The organism is Streptomyces sp. NPDC002790 (genome assembly GCF_040295505.1).
GTDB lineage: Bacteria > Actinomycetota > Actinomycetes > Streptomycetales > Streptomycetaceae > Streptomyces.
The window spans coordinates 45,817-63,343 of the sequence record NZ_JBEOVM010000002.1 but is presented as its reverse complement, the minus strand read 5'-3'; the positions used below and the strand labels follow the sequence as shown (position 1 = coordinate 63,343).

Here is a 17,527-nt window from a genome sequence, read left to right as displayed (position 1 = left end):
TGATGAGGTGGAAGTGCGTCGGGTGTGTCAGACGTCCAGGCGGTAGCGGGCCAGCTTCTCGGGGTCGATGGCGATCCCGAGACCCGCGCCCTCGCGGACGCGCAGCGTGCCGTCCGCGATCGTGAGCGGCTCGGTGAGCAAGTCGTCGGACATGTCGAGGAAGTTGGAGAGCTCGCCCGCGTGCAGCGAGGAGGTGCGGTGGGCGGCGCCGAACGCGACCGAGCACAACGTGCCGATCTGCCCGTCGATCTGATTGCCCATCACCACCTCGACGCCGAGGCCCTCGCACTGGTGCAGCACCCGCTGCGAGGCGGTGAAGCCGGTGCGGGCGGTCTTGATGCTGATGGCCGTCGCCGAGCCGCCGAGCAGCTCGCGGGTGACCTCGGCGGCCCGGGTCGCGCTCTCGTCGGCGATGAAGGGGATCCGGCTCTGCGCGACGAGCCACCTGCGCCCCAACACATCGTCGGCGGGGCAGAGTTCCTCCGCGAACGTCAGATCCAGGTCGGCCATCTCGCGCAGGGCGCGGGCCGCGTCGGACGCCGACCAGCCGCGGTTGCCGTCCACATAGAGCTCCACGTCCGGGCCGAGGGCCGTCCGCAGCGCCCGGCAGGCGGCGACGTCCTCGCCGTACGGGTTGCGGCCCACCTTCACCTTGAAAGTGGTGATGCCGTACGTGTCCCGGACCCGCTCCGCCTCGGCGACCATCGCGTCGGCCGGGGCGAAGCCGACCATGTGGCTGACGCGCATCCGGTCGCCGTAGCCGCCGAGCAGCCCGGACACCGGCAGTCCCGCGCACTGGCCGAGCAGGTCCCACAGGGCCATGTCGACGGCGGCCTTGGCGGCCGGGTTGCCCACGGTCCGGTCGAGGCGGGCGTGCACGACCTCCCGCTCCAGGACGGTGAGTCCGAGAATCTGCGGCGCGAAAATCTTCTCGATCACCGCGACGACGGACTCCTGCGTCTCGCCGTACGTATAGGGGCGGGGCGGCGCCTCGGCCGTTCCCACCAGGCCCTCATCGGTGTGCACGCGGACCAGGACGTGGTCCGCGGTGTGCACCTCGCCGCTCGCGAACCGCAGCGGCTTGACGTAGGGAATGGCAAAGGGAATGGCCTCCACCTTGACGATCTTCATGGCATTCCCTCGATCTCTCTCACAAACAGGTCGTGCCGCTCCAGTACGTCCAGCAGCTGCCGGATCAGCGGCGAGTCGTCGTCGTGGCGCCAGGCCAGCGCCAGTGGCACGGTCAGCGCGTCCTCGATGTCCCGGCACACCACGCCCTCGCGGGGCGCTGAGCGGATCGAGGCGGGCAGTACCGCCACACCGAGTCCCGCGGCGACCAGGGCGAGCGCGGCCGAGGTCTCGGTGACCTCGTACGCGCGGTGCGGATAGAAGCCAGAGGCCAGACAGGAGCGGACGACGGCGTCGTTGACGACGGAGCCGAGCGTCGCGCCGTACATGACGAAGTCCTCGTGGCGCAGCTGCTCGACGCGGATGGCCTGGGCGTCGGCGAGCCAATGGCCCTCAGGGACGGCCGCGATGAGCGGCTCGTCGGCGATCAGCCGGTGCGCGATGCCCTCCTGCCGGATCGGCGGGCGCAGTACGCCGACGTCGAGGCGCCGCTCGATGAGGCCGAGCTCCTGGGCGGGTGTCAGCATCTCCGTGTGCACCTCCATCCGTACGTGCGGCATCTCGTGTTTCACCAGCCGGGCCAGCGTGGGCAGTTGGCGGTACGAGGCGGATCCGGTCAGGCCGACCCGGAGTACGCCCTCGACGCCGGTGGCGAACCGCCCCACGCGGGCCACCGCCTCGTCGACGGACGTGAGGATGCGCTCCACATCGGTGCGGAACACCTCGCCCGCGCCCGTCAGGGACACCTGCCGGGTGGTGCGGGTGAACAGCTCCACACCCAGCTCCGTCTCCAGGCGACGGATCGCCTGGGAGAGCGGCGGCTGAGCCATGTGCAGCGCCTGCGCGGCCTTGCCGAAGTGACGTGTCTCGGCGACAGCCGCGAAGTAGCGCAGGTGCCTCAATTCCATCCGACTGCCCCTTTGTTGCTGTTCGGTGGGGCCCTCGTTGCGCTTCAGCGTAGGGAGCTGACCCCATACCCCACAAATATCTTGTTGCAGGCTATTGAGATGTTCGCGATATCAATACCCCCCTGGGTCAACCCTGGGGGAATGTCCGGGGCCGACTCTTCACCCGACTGCCATCGTGCTGAAAAGCAGCCGCAACACGGCCGCCACCGGCCGCCACCAGGCAGGCCCGGCCGAGGCGAAGGGACGGGAACATGGCGGAGGGCACCAGTCGCGCACGGGGCATCCTCGCGGACGCCCTGGGGGTGGACCCCGCCCGCGGGGTCCACCGGATCAGGCGCAGCGTCTTCACCGACGAGGAACTGTTCGACCTTGAGATGAAGCACATCTTCGAGGGGAACTGGGTCTATCTGGCCCATGAGAGCCAGATTCCGGAGATAGGCGACTATTTCACCACGTACATCGGCCGCCAACCCGTCGTCATCTCCCGTGACAAACAAGGCGAGTTGCACTGCCTGATCAACGCGTGCAGCCACCGTGGCGCGATGCTGTGCCGGCGCAAGACCGACAACCGGACCACCTTCACCTGCCCGTTCCACGGCTGGACGTACAACAACACCGGCAAGCTGCTCAAGGTGAAGGACCCGCGCGAGGCCGGGTATCCGGAGCAGTTCAACAAGGACGGCTCGCACGACCTGAAGAAGGTCGCCCGCTTCGAGAACTACCGCGGGTTCCTCTTCGGCAGCCTCGACGCGGACGTCAAGCCGCTGGCCGAACACCTCGGGGACGCCGCCGTCGTCATCGACATGGTCGTCGACCAGTCACCCGAGGGCCTTGAGGTGCTGCGCGGCTCCTCCACGTACGCCTACGACGGAAACTGGAAGCTGCAGGCGGAGAACGGCGCCGACGGGTACCACGTCTCCGCCACCCACTGGAACTACGCCGCCACCCAGGCCCGCCGCACCTCCGGCGAGTCGGAGAACGACACCAGGACGATGGACGCGGGCGGCTGGGCCAAGCAGCGTGGCGGCTTCTACTCCTTCGAGCACGGTCATCTGCTGCTGTGGACGCAGTGGCTCGACCCGGCGAACCGGCCGCTGTACGAGCGGCGCGAGGAACTCGCCGCGCAGGTGGGCGCCGAGCGGGCCGACTGGATGATCGGTGTCTCCCGCAATCTGTGCCTGTATCCGAACGTGTACCTGATGGACCAGTTCAGCTCCCAGATCCGGCACTTCAGGCCGATCTCCGTCGACAAGACGGAAGTCACCATCTACTGCGTCGCCCCCAAGGGGGAGCCGGCCGAGCAGCGGGCGCAGCGCATCCGCCAGTACGAGGACTTCTTCAACGCCACCGGCATGGCGACCCCCGACGACCTGGAGGAGTTCCGCTCCTGCCAGAAGACGTACCTCGCCGGATCCATGCCGTGGAACGACCTCAGCCGCGGCGCCGTGCACCAGATCGAGGGCCCCGACGAGGACGCCAAGAAGATCGGCATTAACCCGATCGCCAGTGGTGTGCGCACCGAGGACGAGGGCCTGTTCCCCATCCAGCACCGCTATTGGCTCGACACCCTGAACCAGGCGCTCGACGTGGAAGAGGCGGCCAAGTGACCATCGCAGCCGCATCGTTGACGCTGGAGGACATCCGGCAGTTCCTGTACCGCGAGGCCCGGTACCTCGACGACCGCGAGTTCGAGAAGTGGCTCGCGTGCTACCGCGCCGACGCCGAGTTCTGGATGCCCGCCTGGGCGGACGACGACGCGCTCACCCGCGACCCGCAGACCGAGATCTCGCTGGTCTACTACCCGAGCCGGGCCGGCCTCGAGGACCGCGTCTTCCGCATCCGCACCGACCGCTCCAGCGCGACGAGCCTGCCCGAACCCCGTACCGGCCACAACATCAGCAACGTCGAGGTCACCGGCCGCGAGGGCGACCTGGTGCACGTGCGGTTCAACTGGTTCACGCTCTACTACCGCTATCAGACGACGGACACCTACTTCGGCACGTCGTACTACACCCTCGACTTCTCCGGGCCCGAGCCGCTCATCGCCCGCAAGAAGGTCGTCCTGAAGAACGACTTCGTGCACCACGTCGTCGACATCTACCACGTCTGAACCGCCCCCGCCCGCCGTTGAAATGAGCCGCCGTATGTCCTTCCAGGTCGCCCTGAACTTCGAGGACGGCATCACCCGATTCATCGAGTGCCGCCCCGACGAGACCGTTGCCGAGGCCTCCTACAAGGCCCGCATCAACATCCCGCTCGACTGCCGCGACGGCGCCTGCGGAACATGCAAGTCCCGCTGTGAGTCGGGTGGTTATGACAGCGGCGACTACATAGACGAGGCCCTCACCGACGACGAGGCCGCGGCCGGCTACTGCCTGCCCTGCCAGATGACCCCGCGGAGCGACCTCGTGCTGAGCGTCCCGGCCACGTCGGCAGCCGCCAAGACCGGACCTGCCACCCACACCGCCACCCTCGCCGACCTCAAGCGCCACTCCGCCACGACCGTCGAGTTCACCCTCGACGTCGACGACCGCGACGCCCTCGATTTCCTGCCCGGCCAGTACGTCAACATAACGGTGCCCGGCACCGACCAGACCCGCTCGTACTCCTTCAGCTCAGGACCCAACCAGCGCCAACTCTCCTTCCTGGTACGCGTCGTCGACGGCGGCGCCATGTCCGGATACCTCGGCGGGCGCGCCCGGGTCGGCGACCGCCTCGAATTCACCGGCCCCATGGGCAGCTTCTACCTGCGCGAGACGGTCCGCCCCGCCCTGCTGCTCGCCGGCGGCACCGGCCTCGCGCCTCTCCTGTCGATGCTGGAGCGCATCGCCCAGCAACCGGCGGAACAGCCCGTGCACCTGCTCTACGGTGTCACCACCGACGAGGACCTGGTCCACCTGGACTCCCTGGAGGATTACGCCGGGGTCATCCCCGGCCTCACCTTCGACCACTGCGTCGCCGACGCCGGCTCCACCGCCCACAACAAGGGCTTCGTGACCGGCCTGATGGACGCGGCGACCCTCCACGACGGAGCTGCCGACGTCTATCTGTGCGGCCCGCCCGCCATGGTCGAGGCCGTCCGCGGACACATCGCCGCGCTCGGGGTGACACCGGCGAGCTTCCACTACGAGAAGTTCACCCCGGCCGCCCGTGCCACCGAGGAGGTCGCCGCGTGAGTGTGCACGTCGACCGGTTCGCCGGGAAGCGGGCCGTGGTCACCGGTGCGGGCCAGGGGATCGGGCTCGCCGTGGCGCGTCGGCTCGTCGCCGAGGGGGCGGACGTCGTCCTCGTCGACCGCGCCGACACCGTCCGCGAGGCCGCGCACGAACTCGGGGCGCGCGCCGTCCTCGCCGACCTCGAGACCTACGGCGGCGCCCACAGCGCCCTGACGGAGGCCGCCCAACTCCTCTTCGGCGTCGATGTGTTGGTCAACAACGTCGGCGGCGCGATCAACTTCAAACCGTTCACCGAGTTCACCGCCATCGAGATCCAGGCGGAGATCACCCGCTCCCTGATGACGGCCCTGTGGTCCTGTCGCGCCGCCCTTCCCGGCATGACGGCGCAGGGCCACGGCGTGATCGTCAACGTGTCGTCGGCGGCCACCCGCGGGATCCACCGCATCCCGTACTCCGCGGCCAAGGGCGGCATCAACGCCCTCACCGCGTCGCTGGCCCTCGAGTACGCGGAGGCGGGGATCCGTGTCGTGGCCACCGCGCCGGGCGGCACCGACGCACCGCCCCGCCGTGTCCCGCGCGGCACACCGGCGCACGACACCGAGCGGGAAAGGGCCTGGTTCCGGGCGCACATCGACCAGACCGTCGCCTCCAGCCTCCTCAAGCGGTACGGGACCCTCGACGAACAGGCCGCCGCCATCTGCTTCCTGGCCTCCGACGAGGCCTCGTATATCACTGGCAGTGTCCTGCCGGTCGCAGGCGGAGATCTTGGCTGATCAGAGCCCCCTGCTAGCGTTTTGGACCATGAACGGGCGCCCGGAACCGCACGGCGGCCTCGTCGGGCGCACCCGCGAGTCCGCGGCACTGACCCGGGCGCTCACCGCGGCGTGCTCCGGGCGTCCCGGCCTGCTGCTCGTCGAGGGACCCGCGGGCATCGGCAAGACCGCCCTGGTCCAGCACGGCCTGGACGCCTTCCGCGCCGACGGGGATGCCCGCGTCCGGACGGTGTCCGTCTCTGGCGTCCCATGGGAGTGCGAGCTGCCGTTCGGCCTCGCCCGCCAGCTCGCGGTGGGGCTTGGGGCTGCTCTGCCGGGCTCGTGGGGCTCGGCGGCCGTGCAGTCGGACCCGCGGGGCTCGGCGGCCGTTCTGGAAGTGGCGGGCCTGCTGCGGCGGCAGTGGGCGGCCCGGCAGGAGCGCGACCCCGTCGTCGTGGTCGTCGACGATGCGCACTGGGCCGACGTGGAGAGTCTGCGGGCGGTCGGTTCGGCGCTGCGCGGGATGTCCGACGAGCGCCTCCTCGTCGTGCTCGTCGCGCGCGACCGGCCCGACGAACTCGGCGGGCCGACGCAGGCGCCGCCCGCCGCCCTGCTGCGCACCCGCGAGTTCCTCGACGGTTGCGAGGGAGCCGCCCTGTCTCTCGGCCCGCTCGACGCCCATGACGCCCGCGCCCTCGCACGCGAGGGGCACGGTGTGGCCCTGGAACTTCCCGCGGCCCGGCACCTGTGCGAGCGCACGCGCGGAAACCCCCGCCACATGTCCCGGCTCCTCGCCGAACTGCCCCGCGACACCTGGAGCGACTGGCGCCCCGAACTCCCCGCGCCCGCCCGCAGCGCCGATGCCGTACGCCACCGGCTCGACCGGTGCGGCCCGGCCGCCCGCGGCCTCGTCGAAGCCTGCGCGGTGCTCGGCGACGAGGCGTCCCTGAGCGAGGCGTCGGCGCTCGCGGGACTGACCGGCGACCCGCTGCCCGCCGTCGACGAGGCCCGCGCCGCCGGACTCCTCACCGCGGCCGTCGACCCCGGGCGCGCCCAACTCGCCTTCTCCCACCCCCTCGTACGCGCCGCGGTCCTCACCGGAATCGGCCTGACGGACCGGGCCGCCCTGCACCGGCGGGCCGCCGACCTCGTCCAGGACACAGGGCGCGCCCTGCTGCACCGGGTGTCCGCCCTCGCGGCCCCCGACGAGGCGCTCGCAGGTGAACTCGACCGGTACGCGACCCGGCGGGCCAGCGCCGGGGAGTGGTCCGCCGTGGCCGACACCCTCGTACGGGCAGGACGGCTGAGCACCGGACGCGCGATCCGCGAGGACCGGCTGCTGCGCGCCGTCGACGCCATGATCGGGGCGGGCGACATCCCCCAAGCCGCCATGTTCGCCGCCGAGTTGGAGAGCTTCCCGGCAAGCGCCCTGCGGGACACCGTGCTCGCCTACCTCGCCATCATGCGCGGCCGCCCCGCCGAGGCCGAGTCCCTCCTGAATACGGCCGAGGCACACTGCGACGCCGCGCGCAGACCGGAACTGATGGCGAAGATCAGCCAGCGGCGCGTGCTGCACGCCCTCGCCCGCTGGGACGGGGAGGAACTGGTCACCTGGGCCCGGCGCGCCGTCGGCCTGGCGCAGGCGCAGGACCCCTCCGGCATCGAATCCGAAGCGGTGCTCGGCCTCGGGCTCGCGATGACGGGACGGCACGAGGAAGCCGCGGCCGCCTACGAGGAGGCCGCCGCAGGACACCCGGCGGGCGCCCAGCCGCAGCGCTTCCAACTGGGCCTCGGCTGGGTCGACTTCGCCACCGACGCCCCCGAGTCCGCCCGCCGCAGGCTCGAGGCCGCCGTCCCCACCGGGTACCGGATGGGCTCGACCCGTATCTCCCTGTGGGCGCAGGGCTGGCTGGCCCGCACCCAGTTCGCCCTCGGCGCCTGGTCGGAGGCGCTGGAGACGGTGCAGCGCGCGGCGGACCGGCTCGGCGTCGTCCGTATCGAACTCGTGCGCCCGCTGGTGCACTGGACCGCCGCACAGATCCACGCCCTGCGCGGCGACGCGGCAGCCGCCGACCACCATCTCGGCCTGGCCCTGGCCGACGTCCACCCGTACGCCTGCATGCTGGTGCCGTCGTGCCTGGCACGCGCCCAGGTCGCGGAGGCGCGCGGCGAGTACGAGCGCGTCGTCGAGGCGCTGACACCGGTGGTGCACCTCGACCCGCGGGGTTCCGTCGACGAACCCGGCTTCTGGCCCTGGCCCGACGTCTACGCCAACGCCCTGGTCATGACGGGCCGCATCGACGAGGCCGACCGCTTCCTGCGCCCGCACGAACAGTGCGCCGATGCCCGCCGACAGCGCTCGGCGCAGGCACGGCTCGGCCTCGTGCGGGGCCGGCTGACCGCCGCGAGCGGCGACATCGACGCGGCACGGGGCCAGTTCGATCGGGCCCTGGCGCAGCTCGACGGGCTGCCGCTGCCGTACGACCGGGCCCGCGTGAACTTCGCGTACGGCCAGACCCTGCGCCGGGTCGGCAAGCGGCGCGAGGCCGACACCGTCCTGAGGAACGCGCGGGACGCCTACGCCACGCTGGGCGCCCGCACCTACGTCGAACGGTGCGACCGCGAACTCCAGGCAGGGGGCCTGCAATCCGGGCAGTCCGCCGCGGGCCTGGCACGGCTCACGCCGCAAGAGCGGGCGGTGGCGAAGGTGGTCGCCGCCGGAGCCACCAACCAGCAGGCGGCTCTGGAACTGTTCATCTCCGTCAAGACGGTCCAGTACCACCTGACGCACGTCTACTCAAAGCTCGGCATCCGCTCACGAAGTGAACTGGCCGCGCGTTTCCGGGAGTCGGACGAGAGCGGTGATCAGGCCTAGAGCCCCGCGCTCCGGTCTCACTCGTACATCACGTACGACGGGCGCGGGCGCAGGCCGAGGACCTGGTCGGGGGTCATCAGGCGGGTGCCGCCCTCGGTGTCCTCCTCGAAGAACAGCTTGAACCCGGTGTGGAGCCGGTCGGGTATCGGGTCGACCAGGCGGTCCCAGGTGTGCCGTTTGAGCTGCGGGCTGCCTATGCCGTCGGCGGACTTGATCACGGCGACGCCCTGGGGAACGTCGAGCGCCTGCTCGTCGTGGACGACCGATTCGGCGACCTGGTGGTAGACGAGGGCCTTCTCCGGCAGGTCGTGGCGGTCCACGAGTGAGGCGAGATGGGCGGCGACCCGGGTGAGTTCGGGGCCGCTGGTGTGTCCGTACGTGTCGCCGGGTATCTGGCCGGGATCCATCTCCCACTCGGGGTCGAGGGCGATGCCCACGTCCGGCTGGACGAGCCACTTCTCCAGGGCCTTGACCTCGCCGAGGACGTCCGCGCGGCCGGGCTGGATGTTGAGCAGCAGCAGCGCCTTGTGTCGGCGCGCGGCCTCGTGGAAGGTGCGGATCGTCGCGTCGGGTGTACGCGTGCGGTACGTGCCGTCGGGGCCCGCGCCGGGGTTGGCGACGGTGGCCAGCAGCTCCAGGACGGGCAGCACACGGCGGCCATCGGCGTAGGCGCGCCCGCGCCGTTCGAGCTCGGTGACACGGTCGTCGAGGTCACCGGTGCCGAGCCGGCCGAGCGCGCTCGCGCCCGGCAGCCCGCAGTAGCCGACCAGCCGGTGCCTGGGGAACAACCGGCGCCCGCCGCGCGGCAGTTCGGGGCGGTGGCGGGTGGGGCGCGGCGAGGGTGAGGGGGAGCGCGAGGACTCCGAGGGGCCGCGTGCGGCCTTCTCGGTGCCGGAGGGCCGGTCGTCGGTCCCCGACCTGCCGCAGCCGCCGATGAGCGCGCCCGCTGACGTGAGCCCCGCGGCGAGCAGTGCCCGCCGCCGCGAACCGCCCGCCCCGGGGTCCGTGCTGTCGTCGCGGCCGGTGCCGTGACCGACTGTCCGCATCTGGCCTCCCCACGCAGTGATCACCATTCTTGGGGTGCCTTGCCGAGGTGTGCGGGGCGAAACGTGTGCGGGGGACGGGGCGGTGCTGATCAGCCACGCGGCTCCGGGGTGTGGGGCTGCTCCGTCTCCTCGCGCGGGCGCAGCGCGTCCACCACGAGGTCGAGCAGCGGGCGGACGCGGTCCGCGCGGTCGCCTGCCGTCGTGGACAGGAACACGCCGAGCAGCATGGTGATCACGTCGTCGGCGGGCACGTCGCCGCGCAACGTGCCCGTGCGCGACCCCGCGTCGAGGAGCGCGGCGACCGAAGCGGTCAGACGCTCCCGGGTGTTCGCGGTGACGCCGCGCCCGGAGGCCGGGGCGAGGGTGAGGCTGCCGGCCATCGCGCGCTTGGCCGTGACGAGCTCCGCGTACCGGTCCATCCACGCCCGCAGCGCCTCGTGCGGCGGCAGCTCGCCGAGCAGGGGCTCGACGGCGGAGGTCACGGCGTCCAGCTCGGCGGAGTAGACGGCCTCGACGAGGGCCTCGCGGGTCGGGAAGTGCCGGTAGAGGGTGCCGATGCCGACCCCCGCCTCGCGGGCGATCGCCTCCAGGGCCACCGTCGTGTCGTCCCGGGTGAAGGCGGTGCGGGCGGCGGCGAGGAGCCTCTCCCGGTTGCGGCGCGCGTCCGCGCGGGCGGGGCGGTCGGCCTTGCCCCCGCTGGGCGACGAGGTCGCGGCAGGTGGGGACGCAGGCGGATCGGACGGGGACGCGGCAGGCGGGTCGGATGGTGACGCGGGCAAAGCGGAGGCTCCTCCGGTTGTGCTACCTTCGGTGTAACGGAGGCTCCTCCGTTTCATCCATCTTCGCACGAGGCGGGATTCCCATGACCTCTTCCGCGTCTTCTTCTGCTTCCTCCTCATCCGCATCCGCCGTCACCGCGCACGGCGCCCCGCGCCCCGGTGGCGCCGGACGGCTCGTCGGCCGCGACGTCTCGCGTGTCGGGTTCGGCGCGATGCAGCTGCCCCGCCTGGACCCGGACCGCGCCGCGGCCGTCGCGCTGCTGCGCCGCGCCGTCGAGCTGGGCGTCGACCACATCGACACCGCCCAGTTCTACGGGGACGGCTTCTCCAACGAGATCATCCGCGAGGCGCTGCGCCCCGAGGACGACGTCCTCGTCGTCAGCAAGGTCGGCGCCACCCCCGACTCCGGCGGACCGCTGCCGCTGCGGCTCGCCCAACGGCCCGAGGAGCTGCGGGCCGGCGTCGAGGACAACCTCAAGAGCCTCGGCGTCGACCAGGTCCCGCTGGTCAACCTGCGCCGCGCCGAGACGGGCCCCGGGCTGCGGGCCGAGGGTGACCAGGTGGTCGACATCGACGACCAGCTCGCCGTCATGACCGCCCTGCGCGACGAGGGCAAGATCGGCGCCATCGGGCTCAGCAATGTGGGCCTCGACGAACTGCGCCGTGGCCTGCCCGCCGGGATCGCCTGCGTACAGAACGCGTACAGCCTCGTGGCCCGCGACGACGAGGAGCTGCTGCGACTCTGCCTCGCCGAGGGCATCGCCTGGGTGCCCTACTTCCCGCTGGGCAGCGCCTTCCCCGGCATGCCCAAGGTCACGGACGAGCCCGCCGTCACCGCGGCCGCCGAGACGCTGGGCTCGACACCGGCCCAGGTCGGCCTCGCCTGGCTGCTGCACCACGCCCCGAACGTCCTCCTGATCCCGGGTACCGCCAGCCCCGACCACCTCGCGGCGAACGTCGCTGCCGGTGCGCTCGCGCTCGACGCGGCGACCCTGGCCGAGCTCGACGCCGTACCGACGCGCGCGGGAGGCATCGAGATCGAGGGGCACGAGTGAGCGTGTGACGTGCGGCGGGCTCAGTGCCGTCCCGCCGTGCGAAGGGCCGCTCGTCGGGCCAGTCTGGAGAGTGGAGCCGCAGAGGCAGGACGGCAGAGCCGACGAGGGAGCGCACACATGGCGGGCCACGTGCTGGTCGGGGCCGACGGGTCGGAATCGAGCCTGGAGGCGGTCGCGGTCGCCGCGCACGAAGCGCGGCGGCGCGGGCTCGGCGTGCGCATCGTGAACGCGTTCACCTGGCCGATGCTGAAGGTCCGGCACGGCTCGACGTCCGAGTCCACCGCCGAGCCTGCCCTGCGCCGCCGGGCCGAGGCCGTCGTGGCGGAGGCGGTCGAGGTGGCCCGCACCGAGGGTCCTGACCTCGGCTCGGTCCAGGGCGAGGTCGTCACGGGCGAGGCGCTCACCGTCCTCGCCGCCCGGTCACGCGACGCGGACCTGGTCGTCGTCGGCAGCCGTGGTCTGGGAGCCTTCTCCGGCCTGCTGATCGGTTCGGTCGCCGTGCACCTGGCCGCGCACGCGGACTGCCCCGTCCTCGTCGTACGCGGGCGGCCGGGGCCCGAAGGGCCGGTGGCGGTCGCCGTCGACGGCTCGGACGCCGCGAAGGCCGCGGTCGAGGAGGCCTTCGACGATGCCGCGTGCCGCGGGACGGGGCTGCTGGCCGTGCACGTGTGGAACACCTGGAGCGGCACGGGGCCCGCGGGGCCCGGCGGCCCCGCGCCGCTCTGGTTCGACACGGACAAGCTGCGCGAGGACAGTGAGGCGACGCTGTCCGGGGCGTTGGCCGCGGGGCGGGGGCGGCACCCCGATGTCGAGGTCGAGGGGCGCTCGGTGCATGGCCGGGTGCGGCAGAGCCTGATCGAGACGTCGCGGGAGGCGAGCCTTCTCGTGGTCGGTGCGCGTGGGCGGGGCGGGTTCCATGGGCTGCTGCTCGGTTCGGTCAGCCAGGCGATGCTGCATCACGCGGACTGCCCGGTCCTGGTCATGCGTCGCTGACGGGCATGTCAAGCCCCTGCGGCGATTGAGCAGCGGGGTCCGGGGTGGAGCCCGAGGCGTGGGCGACTCTGCGACCGGACACGTGCCGATATGCGCGCGGCGAACACCCCTGCCGCCCACCGGAATTGATCAAGGGTATGGACAGCCCCGCTCCCACCCTCGTAGCTTAACGATTGTTCAATGCGGGGTGGGTGAGGCCGAGCCGTGCCGGGCGGAGCGGTCGACGGTCGCTCCGTCGCAGCGTACGCAGTCCGCGACCCACTCCGGGAGCCCGCAATGACCGACGCCGTGCTCAGCGAATTCCGTGCCGACGGGATCACCGTCATCACGCTCAACCGCCCCGAGGCCCGCAACGCGGTCAACCGTGTCGTCGCGGAAGGCGTGGCCGCCGCGCTCGACGAACTCGACCGCAGGGACGACCAGGTGGTCGGTGTGATCACCGGCGCGGGCGGCAGCTTCTGCTCCGGAATGGATCTCAAGGCGTTCCTCAAGGGCGAGACCCCGACCGTCGAGGGGCGCGGCCTCGCCGGAATCACCGAGGCACCCCCGCGCAAGCCGGTCATCGCCGCCGTCGAGGGGCACGCCCTGGCCGGCGGCTGCGAGATCGCGCTCGCCTGCGACATGGTCGTGGCGGCCCGCGACGCCAAGTTCGGGATACCCGAGGTCAAACGGGGGCTCGTCGCCGCGGCGGGCGGACTGCTGCGGCTGCCCCGGCGCATCCCGTACTCCGTCGCCCTGGAGATCGCCCTGACCGGCGACTTCCTCGACGCCGAACGCGCCCACACCTACGGCCTCGTCAACCGCGTCACGGAACCCGGCGCCGCCCTCGACGGCGCGCTCGCGCTCGCCCGCGCCATCGCCGCGAACGGCCCCCTCGCGGTCCGCGCCACCAAGGAGATCGTCGCCAACGCGCCCAACTGGCCCGCCGACGAGGAGTGGCAGCGGATGCGGGAGATCGCGGGCCCGGTGATGACATCCGACGACGCGCGGGAAGGCGCCAGTGCGTTCGCCGAGAAGCGCGCCCCGCGCTGGACCGGCCGGTGAGTGCCGGACCGCTCGCCGGGATACGGATCGTGGAGCTGGGCGGCATCGGGCCCGCCCCGTTCTGCGGCATGCTGCTCGCCGACCTCGGGGCCGAGGTCATCCGGGTCGATCGCCCCGCCGAGGCCGGCAAGGACAGCCCGCACCCCGTCATCCTGCGCGGTCGCAGCTCCGTCGCCGTCAACCTCAAGGACGCCGAAGGGGCCGCCGTCGTACGGCAGTTGATCGCGCGCTCCGACGCCGTGATCGAGGGGTTCCGGCCCGGCGTCGCCGAACGGCTCGGCCTCGGCCCCGACGTCCTGCTCGCCGCGAACCCGAAACTCGTGTACGGGCGGATGACCGGCTGGGGACAGGTCGGGCCGCTCGCCCAGGAGCCCGGCCATGACATCAACTACATCGCCGTGGCAGGGGCATTGCACGCCATGGGTCCCGCCGACGGCGACCCCGTGCCGCCGCTCAACCTGGTGGGCGACTTCGGCGGGGGCGGCATGCTGCTCGCGCTCGGCCTCGTGAGCGCGCTGCTGCACGCTAGCACCAGCGGAGTCGGACAGGTCGTCGACGCCGCCATGACCGACGGCACCGCGCTGCTGCTCGCCATGACGTACGGGTTCCTGGCCAAGGGGGGCTGGCAGGACCGCCGCGGCGTCAACATGCTCGACGGCGGCGCCCCGTTCTACGCCGTGTACCGCTGCGCCGATGATCGGCACATCGCCGTCGGCGCCATCGAGCCGCAGTTCTACGCTGCGCTGCTGCGCGTCCTCGATCTCGAAGGGGACGAGCGGTTCGCGCGCCAGCACGACCGCGCCAACTGGGCGGTTATGAAGGACGAGTTGACCCGTCTCTTCGCCACGCGCACCCGCGACGAGTGGGCCCGCGTCTTCGACGGGCAGGGCGCCTGCGTGTCCCCGGTCCTGTCGCTCAACGAGGCGCCCGACCATCCCCACAACAGCGCCCGCTCGACCTACCGACGCGGCGCCCACGGCGGCCACGAACCCTCGCCCGCCCCGCGCTTCACCACCACACCAACCGGCGAGCCCGCCCCCGCCCCGTGCGTCGGCGCCGACACCACACGCGTACTCGCCACGCTGGCCGGGCTCGACCCCGCCGACATCGGCACACTCCGCGAGAAGGGAGTCGTCGGTTGACGACGCGCTACGTGCCTCCGGGCATGCCCCAGAGCCTCGGCTACCCCGACGCCGCCGTCGGCGACCTGCTCGCCGGAACCGCCCACCGCCACCCCGACCGCACCGCCCTGCGCGACGGCGAACTCACCTTCACCTACCGCGAGATGTACGACACCGCGCTGCGGCTCGCCGGAGGGCTGAGTGCACGCGGCGTCGGCAAGGGCGACGCCGTCGCGCTGCACCAGCCCAACTCGGCCTGGTTCACCGTCTCGTACTACGCGATCCTGCTGGCCGGCGCGGTCGTCGTCCCCCTCAACCCGGCGCTGCCACCGACGGCGCTGCGGGACCAGCTCGACGAGGCGCGCGCCGTCGCCGCGCTCACCCACCCGGCGACCGCAGCCGCGCTCACGAAGGCCGCCGCGCCGGACGTCCGCCTGACCGTCCTCGTCCCGGCCACGGCCACCGCACCCGCCGAGGACACCGACCCCGGCGGCGTACCCCTGGAGGAGCTGCTGTCGGGTGACGACCCGGGGGAGCGGGTTGCTGTGCGCGGGGACGATCTGGCGCACCTGGCCTTCACCGGCGGCACGACAGGGCGTTCCAAGGCGGTCCGCGTGCTGCACCGCAACGTCCTCGCCAACGCCCTGCAAATGGCCTGCTGGCGCGGCGCCGCCGTGCCCGGCACCGACGACGAGGGGCGGGTGGCGCTCGACTCCGTGCCTGGGGCGCGCACCGCGCACACGATGGACCTGGGTACGTCGACCGCCGTGGCGCTGGCGCCGTTCTTCCATGCGATGGGCCTGGTCGGCCAGTCCGTGAGTGTGGCGGTGGCGAGCACGGTCGTGATGGCGGGCCGCTTCGAACCCCGCCGCTTCGTGGGGCTCATCGAGGAGTTCGGCGTCACGTCCGTCCCCGGCTCGCCCGCCCTCTTCCACGCCCTGCTCGCGCTGCCGGGCGTCGAGGACCTCGACCTGTCCTCGGTACGCAGCGTCAACTCCGGTGCCGCGCCCGTCGATACGGACACCATGCGCCGTCTCGGCGCACTCTTCCCGAACGCGACGATCGTCGAGGGATACGGGCTCACCGAGGCCACCATGGCGCTCGCCGCGCACCCGCTGGTGGACGACAACCCGGTGCCGGAGGGCAGCGTGGGTGCGCCGGTCTTCGACACCGAGGTCGAGATCAGGGACCTCGGCTGCGGCCCCGCCCTGCCGGTCGGCGAGACGGGTGAGGTGTGGGCGCGCGGCCCGCAGATCACCGACGGCTACCAGGGCCACCCCGACCTGACGGCCGAGCAGTTCCAGGACGGCTGGCTGCGCACCGGCGACCTGGGGCGCGTCGACGGGGACGGCTGGCTGTACCTGGTCGGACGGGCCAAGGACATGTTGATCTACAAGGGGTACAACGTTTATCCGACGCCGCTGGAGGACCTGCTGCACCGGCACCCCGCCGTCGCGGGCGCCAGTGTCATCGGCGCGCCGCGTGCCGGGGTCGGCGAGATCCCCGTCGCGTACGTCGTGCCGCGCGCCGGGCATCGGGCGGGGCCCGAACTGGCCGAGAAACTCATGGCGTTCGTGGCCGAGCACGTCGCTCCGTACCAGCGGCTGCGGGAGATCCACTTCCTGGAGGCGCTGCCGGTGTCGGCCGCCGGGAAGATCCTCAAGACGGACCTGCGGCAGCGGTACGCGGCCGCCGACGGAACGGGAGTGACTGGAACGTGAGTGGCGGCATGGTCGACGAGGCGACGGCCCGGAGTGCGTCCCGGGGGGTAGGGAAGGCGCCCCCTGCCGCGCTCGGTGAGCTCGGGAAGGGCCGACACATCCAGGTCGAGGCGTCCGACGGCGGTGTCTTCCACGGGCACTGCCACTCCGGCCGCGCGGCCGCCCGCAGTTACGGCGGCGCCGTCCTCGCCCAGGCCCTGGACGCCGCGCACCGCACTGTGGAGGCCGACCGGGTGGTGCACTCGCTGCACGCCTACTTCCTGCGTGCCCTGTCGCCTGAGCGGCCAGTGCGCTACGAGCCCGAGGTCGTACGGGACGGCCGCAGCTACTCGATGCGACAGGTCACCGCGTTCCAGAACGGCAAGGAGTCGCTCACCATGAGCGTCTCGTTCAAGCAGCCGCAGAGCGGCGGGAGTTGGCGCCAGCCCGGCATGCCCGACGTGCCGGGCCCCGAGGGGCTTGGCAACGGCTGGGCGCACCGGCCGCAGGACCATCCGCTGAGCACCTCCGTCGAGTACCGCGAAGTGCCGCTGGAGCGGGACCCGGATGCCGGACGTATCGACCGCTACGCCTGGATGCGCACGGTCGGCGCGATGCCGGACGAGCCGGGCCCGCACGCCTGCGTCCTCGCCTACATCTGCGACGCCCCGCTCGCCCCCACCGCCCTGGTCACCTACGGCGAGCCACGGCCGCGCGGCATCGCGCTCGCCTCGCTCGACCACGCCATGTGGTTCCACCGCCCGGCACGCGTCGACGAGTGGCTGCTGTTCGCGTGCCACAGCGTCGTGGCCGGTGACGGGCGGACCCTGGCGCACGGCGAATTCTGGAGCAGGAAAGGGGAGTTGGTCGCCTCCGTCACCCAGGAGGCGCTGCTCCACGTGCCCGCTCCCCGGTGACGCGCGGACTCGCGGAAGGGTTGTCAGGGCTCG

At 72.3% G+C, this 17,527-nt stretch carries 15 protein-coding genes; 11 read left to right on the top strand and 4 right to left on the bottom strand.

The features are described from left to right. Window positions 1–27: 27 nt before the first annotated feature. Both ABT004_RS01660 and ABT004_RS01655 read right to left on the bottom strand, forming a co-directional pair. Window positions 28–1,131 carry a mandelate racemase/muconate lactonizing enzyme family protein gene (locus ABT004_RS01660; protein ID WP_351330743.1) on the bottom strand — a complete coding sequence of 368 codons (1,104 nt, stop codon included), beginning with the start codon at window positions 1,129–1,131 and terminating at the stop codon, window positions 28–30. Further along, window positions 1,128–2,036: a LysR substrate-binding domain-containing protein gene (locus ABT004_RS01655; RefSeq protein WP_351330741.1), complete on the bottom strand. Its 909-nt coding sequence runs from the start codon at window positions 2,034–2,036 to the stop codon at window positions 1,128–1,130. Before ABT004_RS01655 ends, ABT004_RS01660 begins: the two co-directional genes overlap by 4 nt. Before the next feature lie 251 nt (window positions 2,037–2,287). Between ABT004_RS01655 and benA the strand changes: the two genes are divergently transcribed. From benA to ABT004_RS01630, 5 genes are read left to right on the top strand one after another with little or no spacing between them, the layout of a single operon-like run. Further along, window positions 2,288–3,643: a benzoate 1,2-dioxygenase large subunit gene (gene benA / locus ABT004_RS01650; RefSeq protein WP_351330740.1), complete on the top strand. Its 1,356-nt coding sequence runs from the start codon at window positions 2,288–2,290 to the stop codon at window positions 3,641–3,643. Then, window positions 3,640–4,146 (top strand): benzoate 1,2-dioxygenase small subunit, encoded by a 507-nt coding sequence (gene benB / locus ABT004_RS01645; RefSeq protein WP_351330739.1) that lies wholly within the window; start codon window positions 3,640–3,642, stop codon window positions 4,144–4,146. Before benA ends, benB begins: the two co-directional genes overlap by 4 nt. Window positions 4,147–4,180: 34 nt before the next feature. Further along, window positions 4,181–5,212: a benzoate 1,2-dioxygenase electron transfer component BenC gene (benC, locus tag ABT004_RS01640; RefSeq protein ID WP_351330738.1), complete on the top strand. Its 1,032-nt coding sequence runs from the start codon at window positions 4,181–4,183 to the stop codon at window positions 5,210–5,212. Then, complete coding sequence (benD, locus tag ABT004_RS01635; RefSeq protein ID WP_351330737.1) at window positions 5,209–5,985, top strand: benzoate diol dehydrogenase BenD; 777 nt, start codon at window positions 5,209–5,211, stop codon at window positions 5,983–5,985. Before benC ends, benD begins: the two co-directional genes overlap by 4 nt. Before the next feature lie 28 nt (window positions 5,986–6,013). Beyond that, window positions 6,014–8,839, top strand: coding sequence for a helix-turn-helix transcriptional regulator (locus tag ABT004_RS01630; protein ID WP_351330735.1), 2,826 nt, complete (start codon window positions 6,014–6,016; stop codon window positions 8,837–8,839). A 17-nt stretch (window positions 8,840–8,856) separates the two neighbouring features. Here ABT004_RS01630 and ABT004_RS01625 read toward each other — a convergent pair whose 3' ends face one another. Both ABT004_RS01625 and ABT004_RS01620 read right to left on the bottom strand, forming a co-directional pair. Continuing rightward, on the bottom strand, window positions 8,857–9,885 hold the full coding sequence (locus ABT004_RS01625; protein WP_351330734.1) for a hypothetical protein: 1,029 nt from the start codon (window positions 9,883–9,885) through the stop codon (window positions 8,857–8,859). A gap of 89 nt (window positions 9,886–9,974) precedes the next feature. Next, window positions 9,975–10,664 carry a TetR/AcrR family transcriptional regulator gene (locus ABT004_RS01620; RefSeq protein ID WP_351330732.1) on the bottom strand — a complete coding sequence of 230 codons (690 nt, stop codon included), beginning with the start codon at window positions 10,662–10,664 and terminating at the stop codon, window positions 9,975–9,977. 83 nt (window positions 10,665–10,747) lie between these two features. Between ABT004_RS01620 and ABT004_RS01615 the strand changes: the two genes are divergently transcribed. The 6 genes from ABT004_RS01615 to ABT004_RS01590 all read left to right on the top strand — a co-directional run bounded on the left by ABT004_RS01615 (window position 10,748) and on the right by ABT004_RS01590 (window position 17,494). After that, window positions 10,748–11,719, top strand: coding sequence for an aldo/keto reductase (locus tag ABT004_RS01615; RefSeq protein WP_351330731.1), 972 nt, complete (start codon window positions 10,748–10,750; stop codon window positions 11,717–11,719). A gap of 117 nt (window positions 11,720–11,836) precedes the next feature. Next, a complete protein-coding gene (locus ABT004_RS01610) occupies window positions 11,837–12,712 on the top strand; it encodes a universal stress protein (protein ID WP_351330730.1) in 876 nt (291 codons plus the stop codon). Window positions 12,713–12,988: 276 nt separating this feature from the next. Continuing rightward, window positions 12,989–13,756, top strand: a complete 768-nt coding sequence (locus ABT004_RS01605; protein ID WP_351330728.1) for a crotonase/enoyl-CoA hydratase family protein — start codon at window positions 12,989–12,991, stop codon at window positions 13,754–13,756. Then, window positions 13,753–14,898, top strand: a complete 1,146-nt coding sequence (locus ABT004_RS01600) for a CaiB/BaiF CoA transferase family protein (protein WP_351330726.1) — start codon at window positions 13,753–13,755, stop codon at window positions 14,896–14,898. Before ABT004_RS01605 ends, ABT004_RS01600 begins: the two co-directional genes overlap by 4 nt. Then, entirely contained in the window at window positions 14,895–16,598 is a 1,704-nt protein-coding gene (locus tag ABT004_RS01595; protein ID WP_351330725.1) for a class I adenylate-forming enzyme family protein, read from the top strand. The genes ABT004_RS01600 and ABT004_RS01595 overlap by 4 nt, the downstream gene beginning before the upstream one ends. Then, a complete protein-coding gene (locus tag ABT004_RS01590; RefSeq protein ID WP_351330723.1) occupies window positions 16,595–17,494 on the top strand; it encodes an acyl-CoA thioesterase in 900 nt (299 codons plus the stop codon). Before ABT004_RS01595 ends, ABT004_RS01590 begins: the two co-directional genes overlap by 4 nt. Window positions 17,495–17,527 lie beyond the last annotated feature (33 nt).

Coding starts and splice junctions, on each gene's coding strand:
- ABT004_RS01630 (WP_351330735.1), top strand. CDS start 6,014: ATGAACGGGCGCCCGGAACCGCACGGCGGCCTCGTCGGGCGCACCCGC.
- ABT004_RS01605 (WP_351330728.1), top strand. CDS start 12,989: ATGACCGACGCCGTGCTCAGCGAATTCCGTGCCGACGGGATCACCGTC.
- ABT004_RS01660 (WP_351330743.1), bottom strand. CDS start 1,131: ATGAAGATCGTCAAGGTGGAGGCCATTCCCTTTGCCATTCCCTACGTC.
- ABT004_RS01655 (WP_351330741.1), bottom strand. CDS start 2,036: ATGGAATTGAGGCACCTGCGCTACTTCGCGGCTGTCGCCGAGACACGT.
- ABT004_RS01610 (WP_351330730.1), top strand. CDS start 11,837: ATGGCGGGCCACGTGCTGGTCGGGGCCGACGGGTCGGAATCGAGCCTG.
- ABT004_RS01625 (WP_351330734.1), bottom strand. CDS start 9,885: ATGCGGACAGTCGGTCACGGCACCGGCCGCGACGACAGCACGGACCCC.
- ABT004_RS01615 (WP_351330731.1), top strand. CDS start 10,748: ATGACCTCTTCCGCGTCTTCTTCTGCTTCCTCCTCATCCGCATCCGCC.
- benC (WP_351330738.1), top strand. CDS start 4,181: ATGTCCTTCCAGGTCGCCCTGAACTTCGAGGACGGCATCACCCGATTC.
- benA (WP_351330740.1), top strand. CDS start 2,288: ATGGCGGAGGGCACCAGTCGCGCACGGGGCATCCTCGCGGACGCCCTG.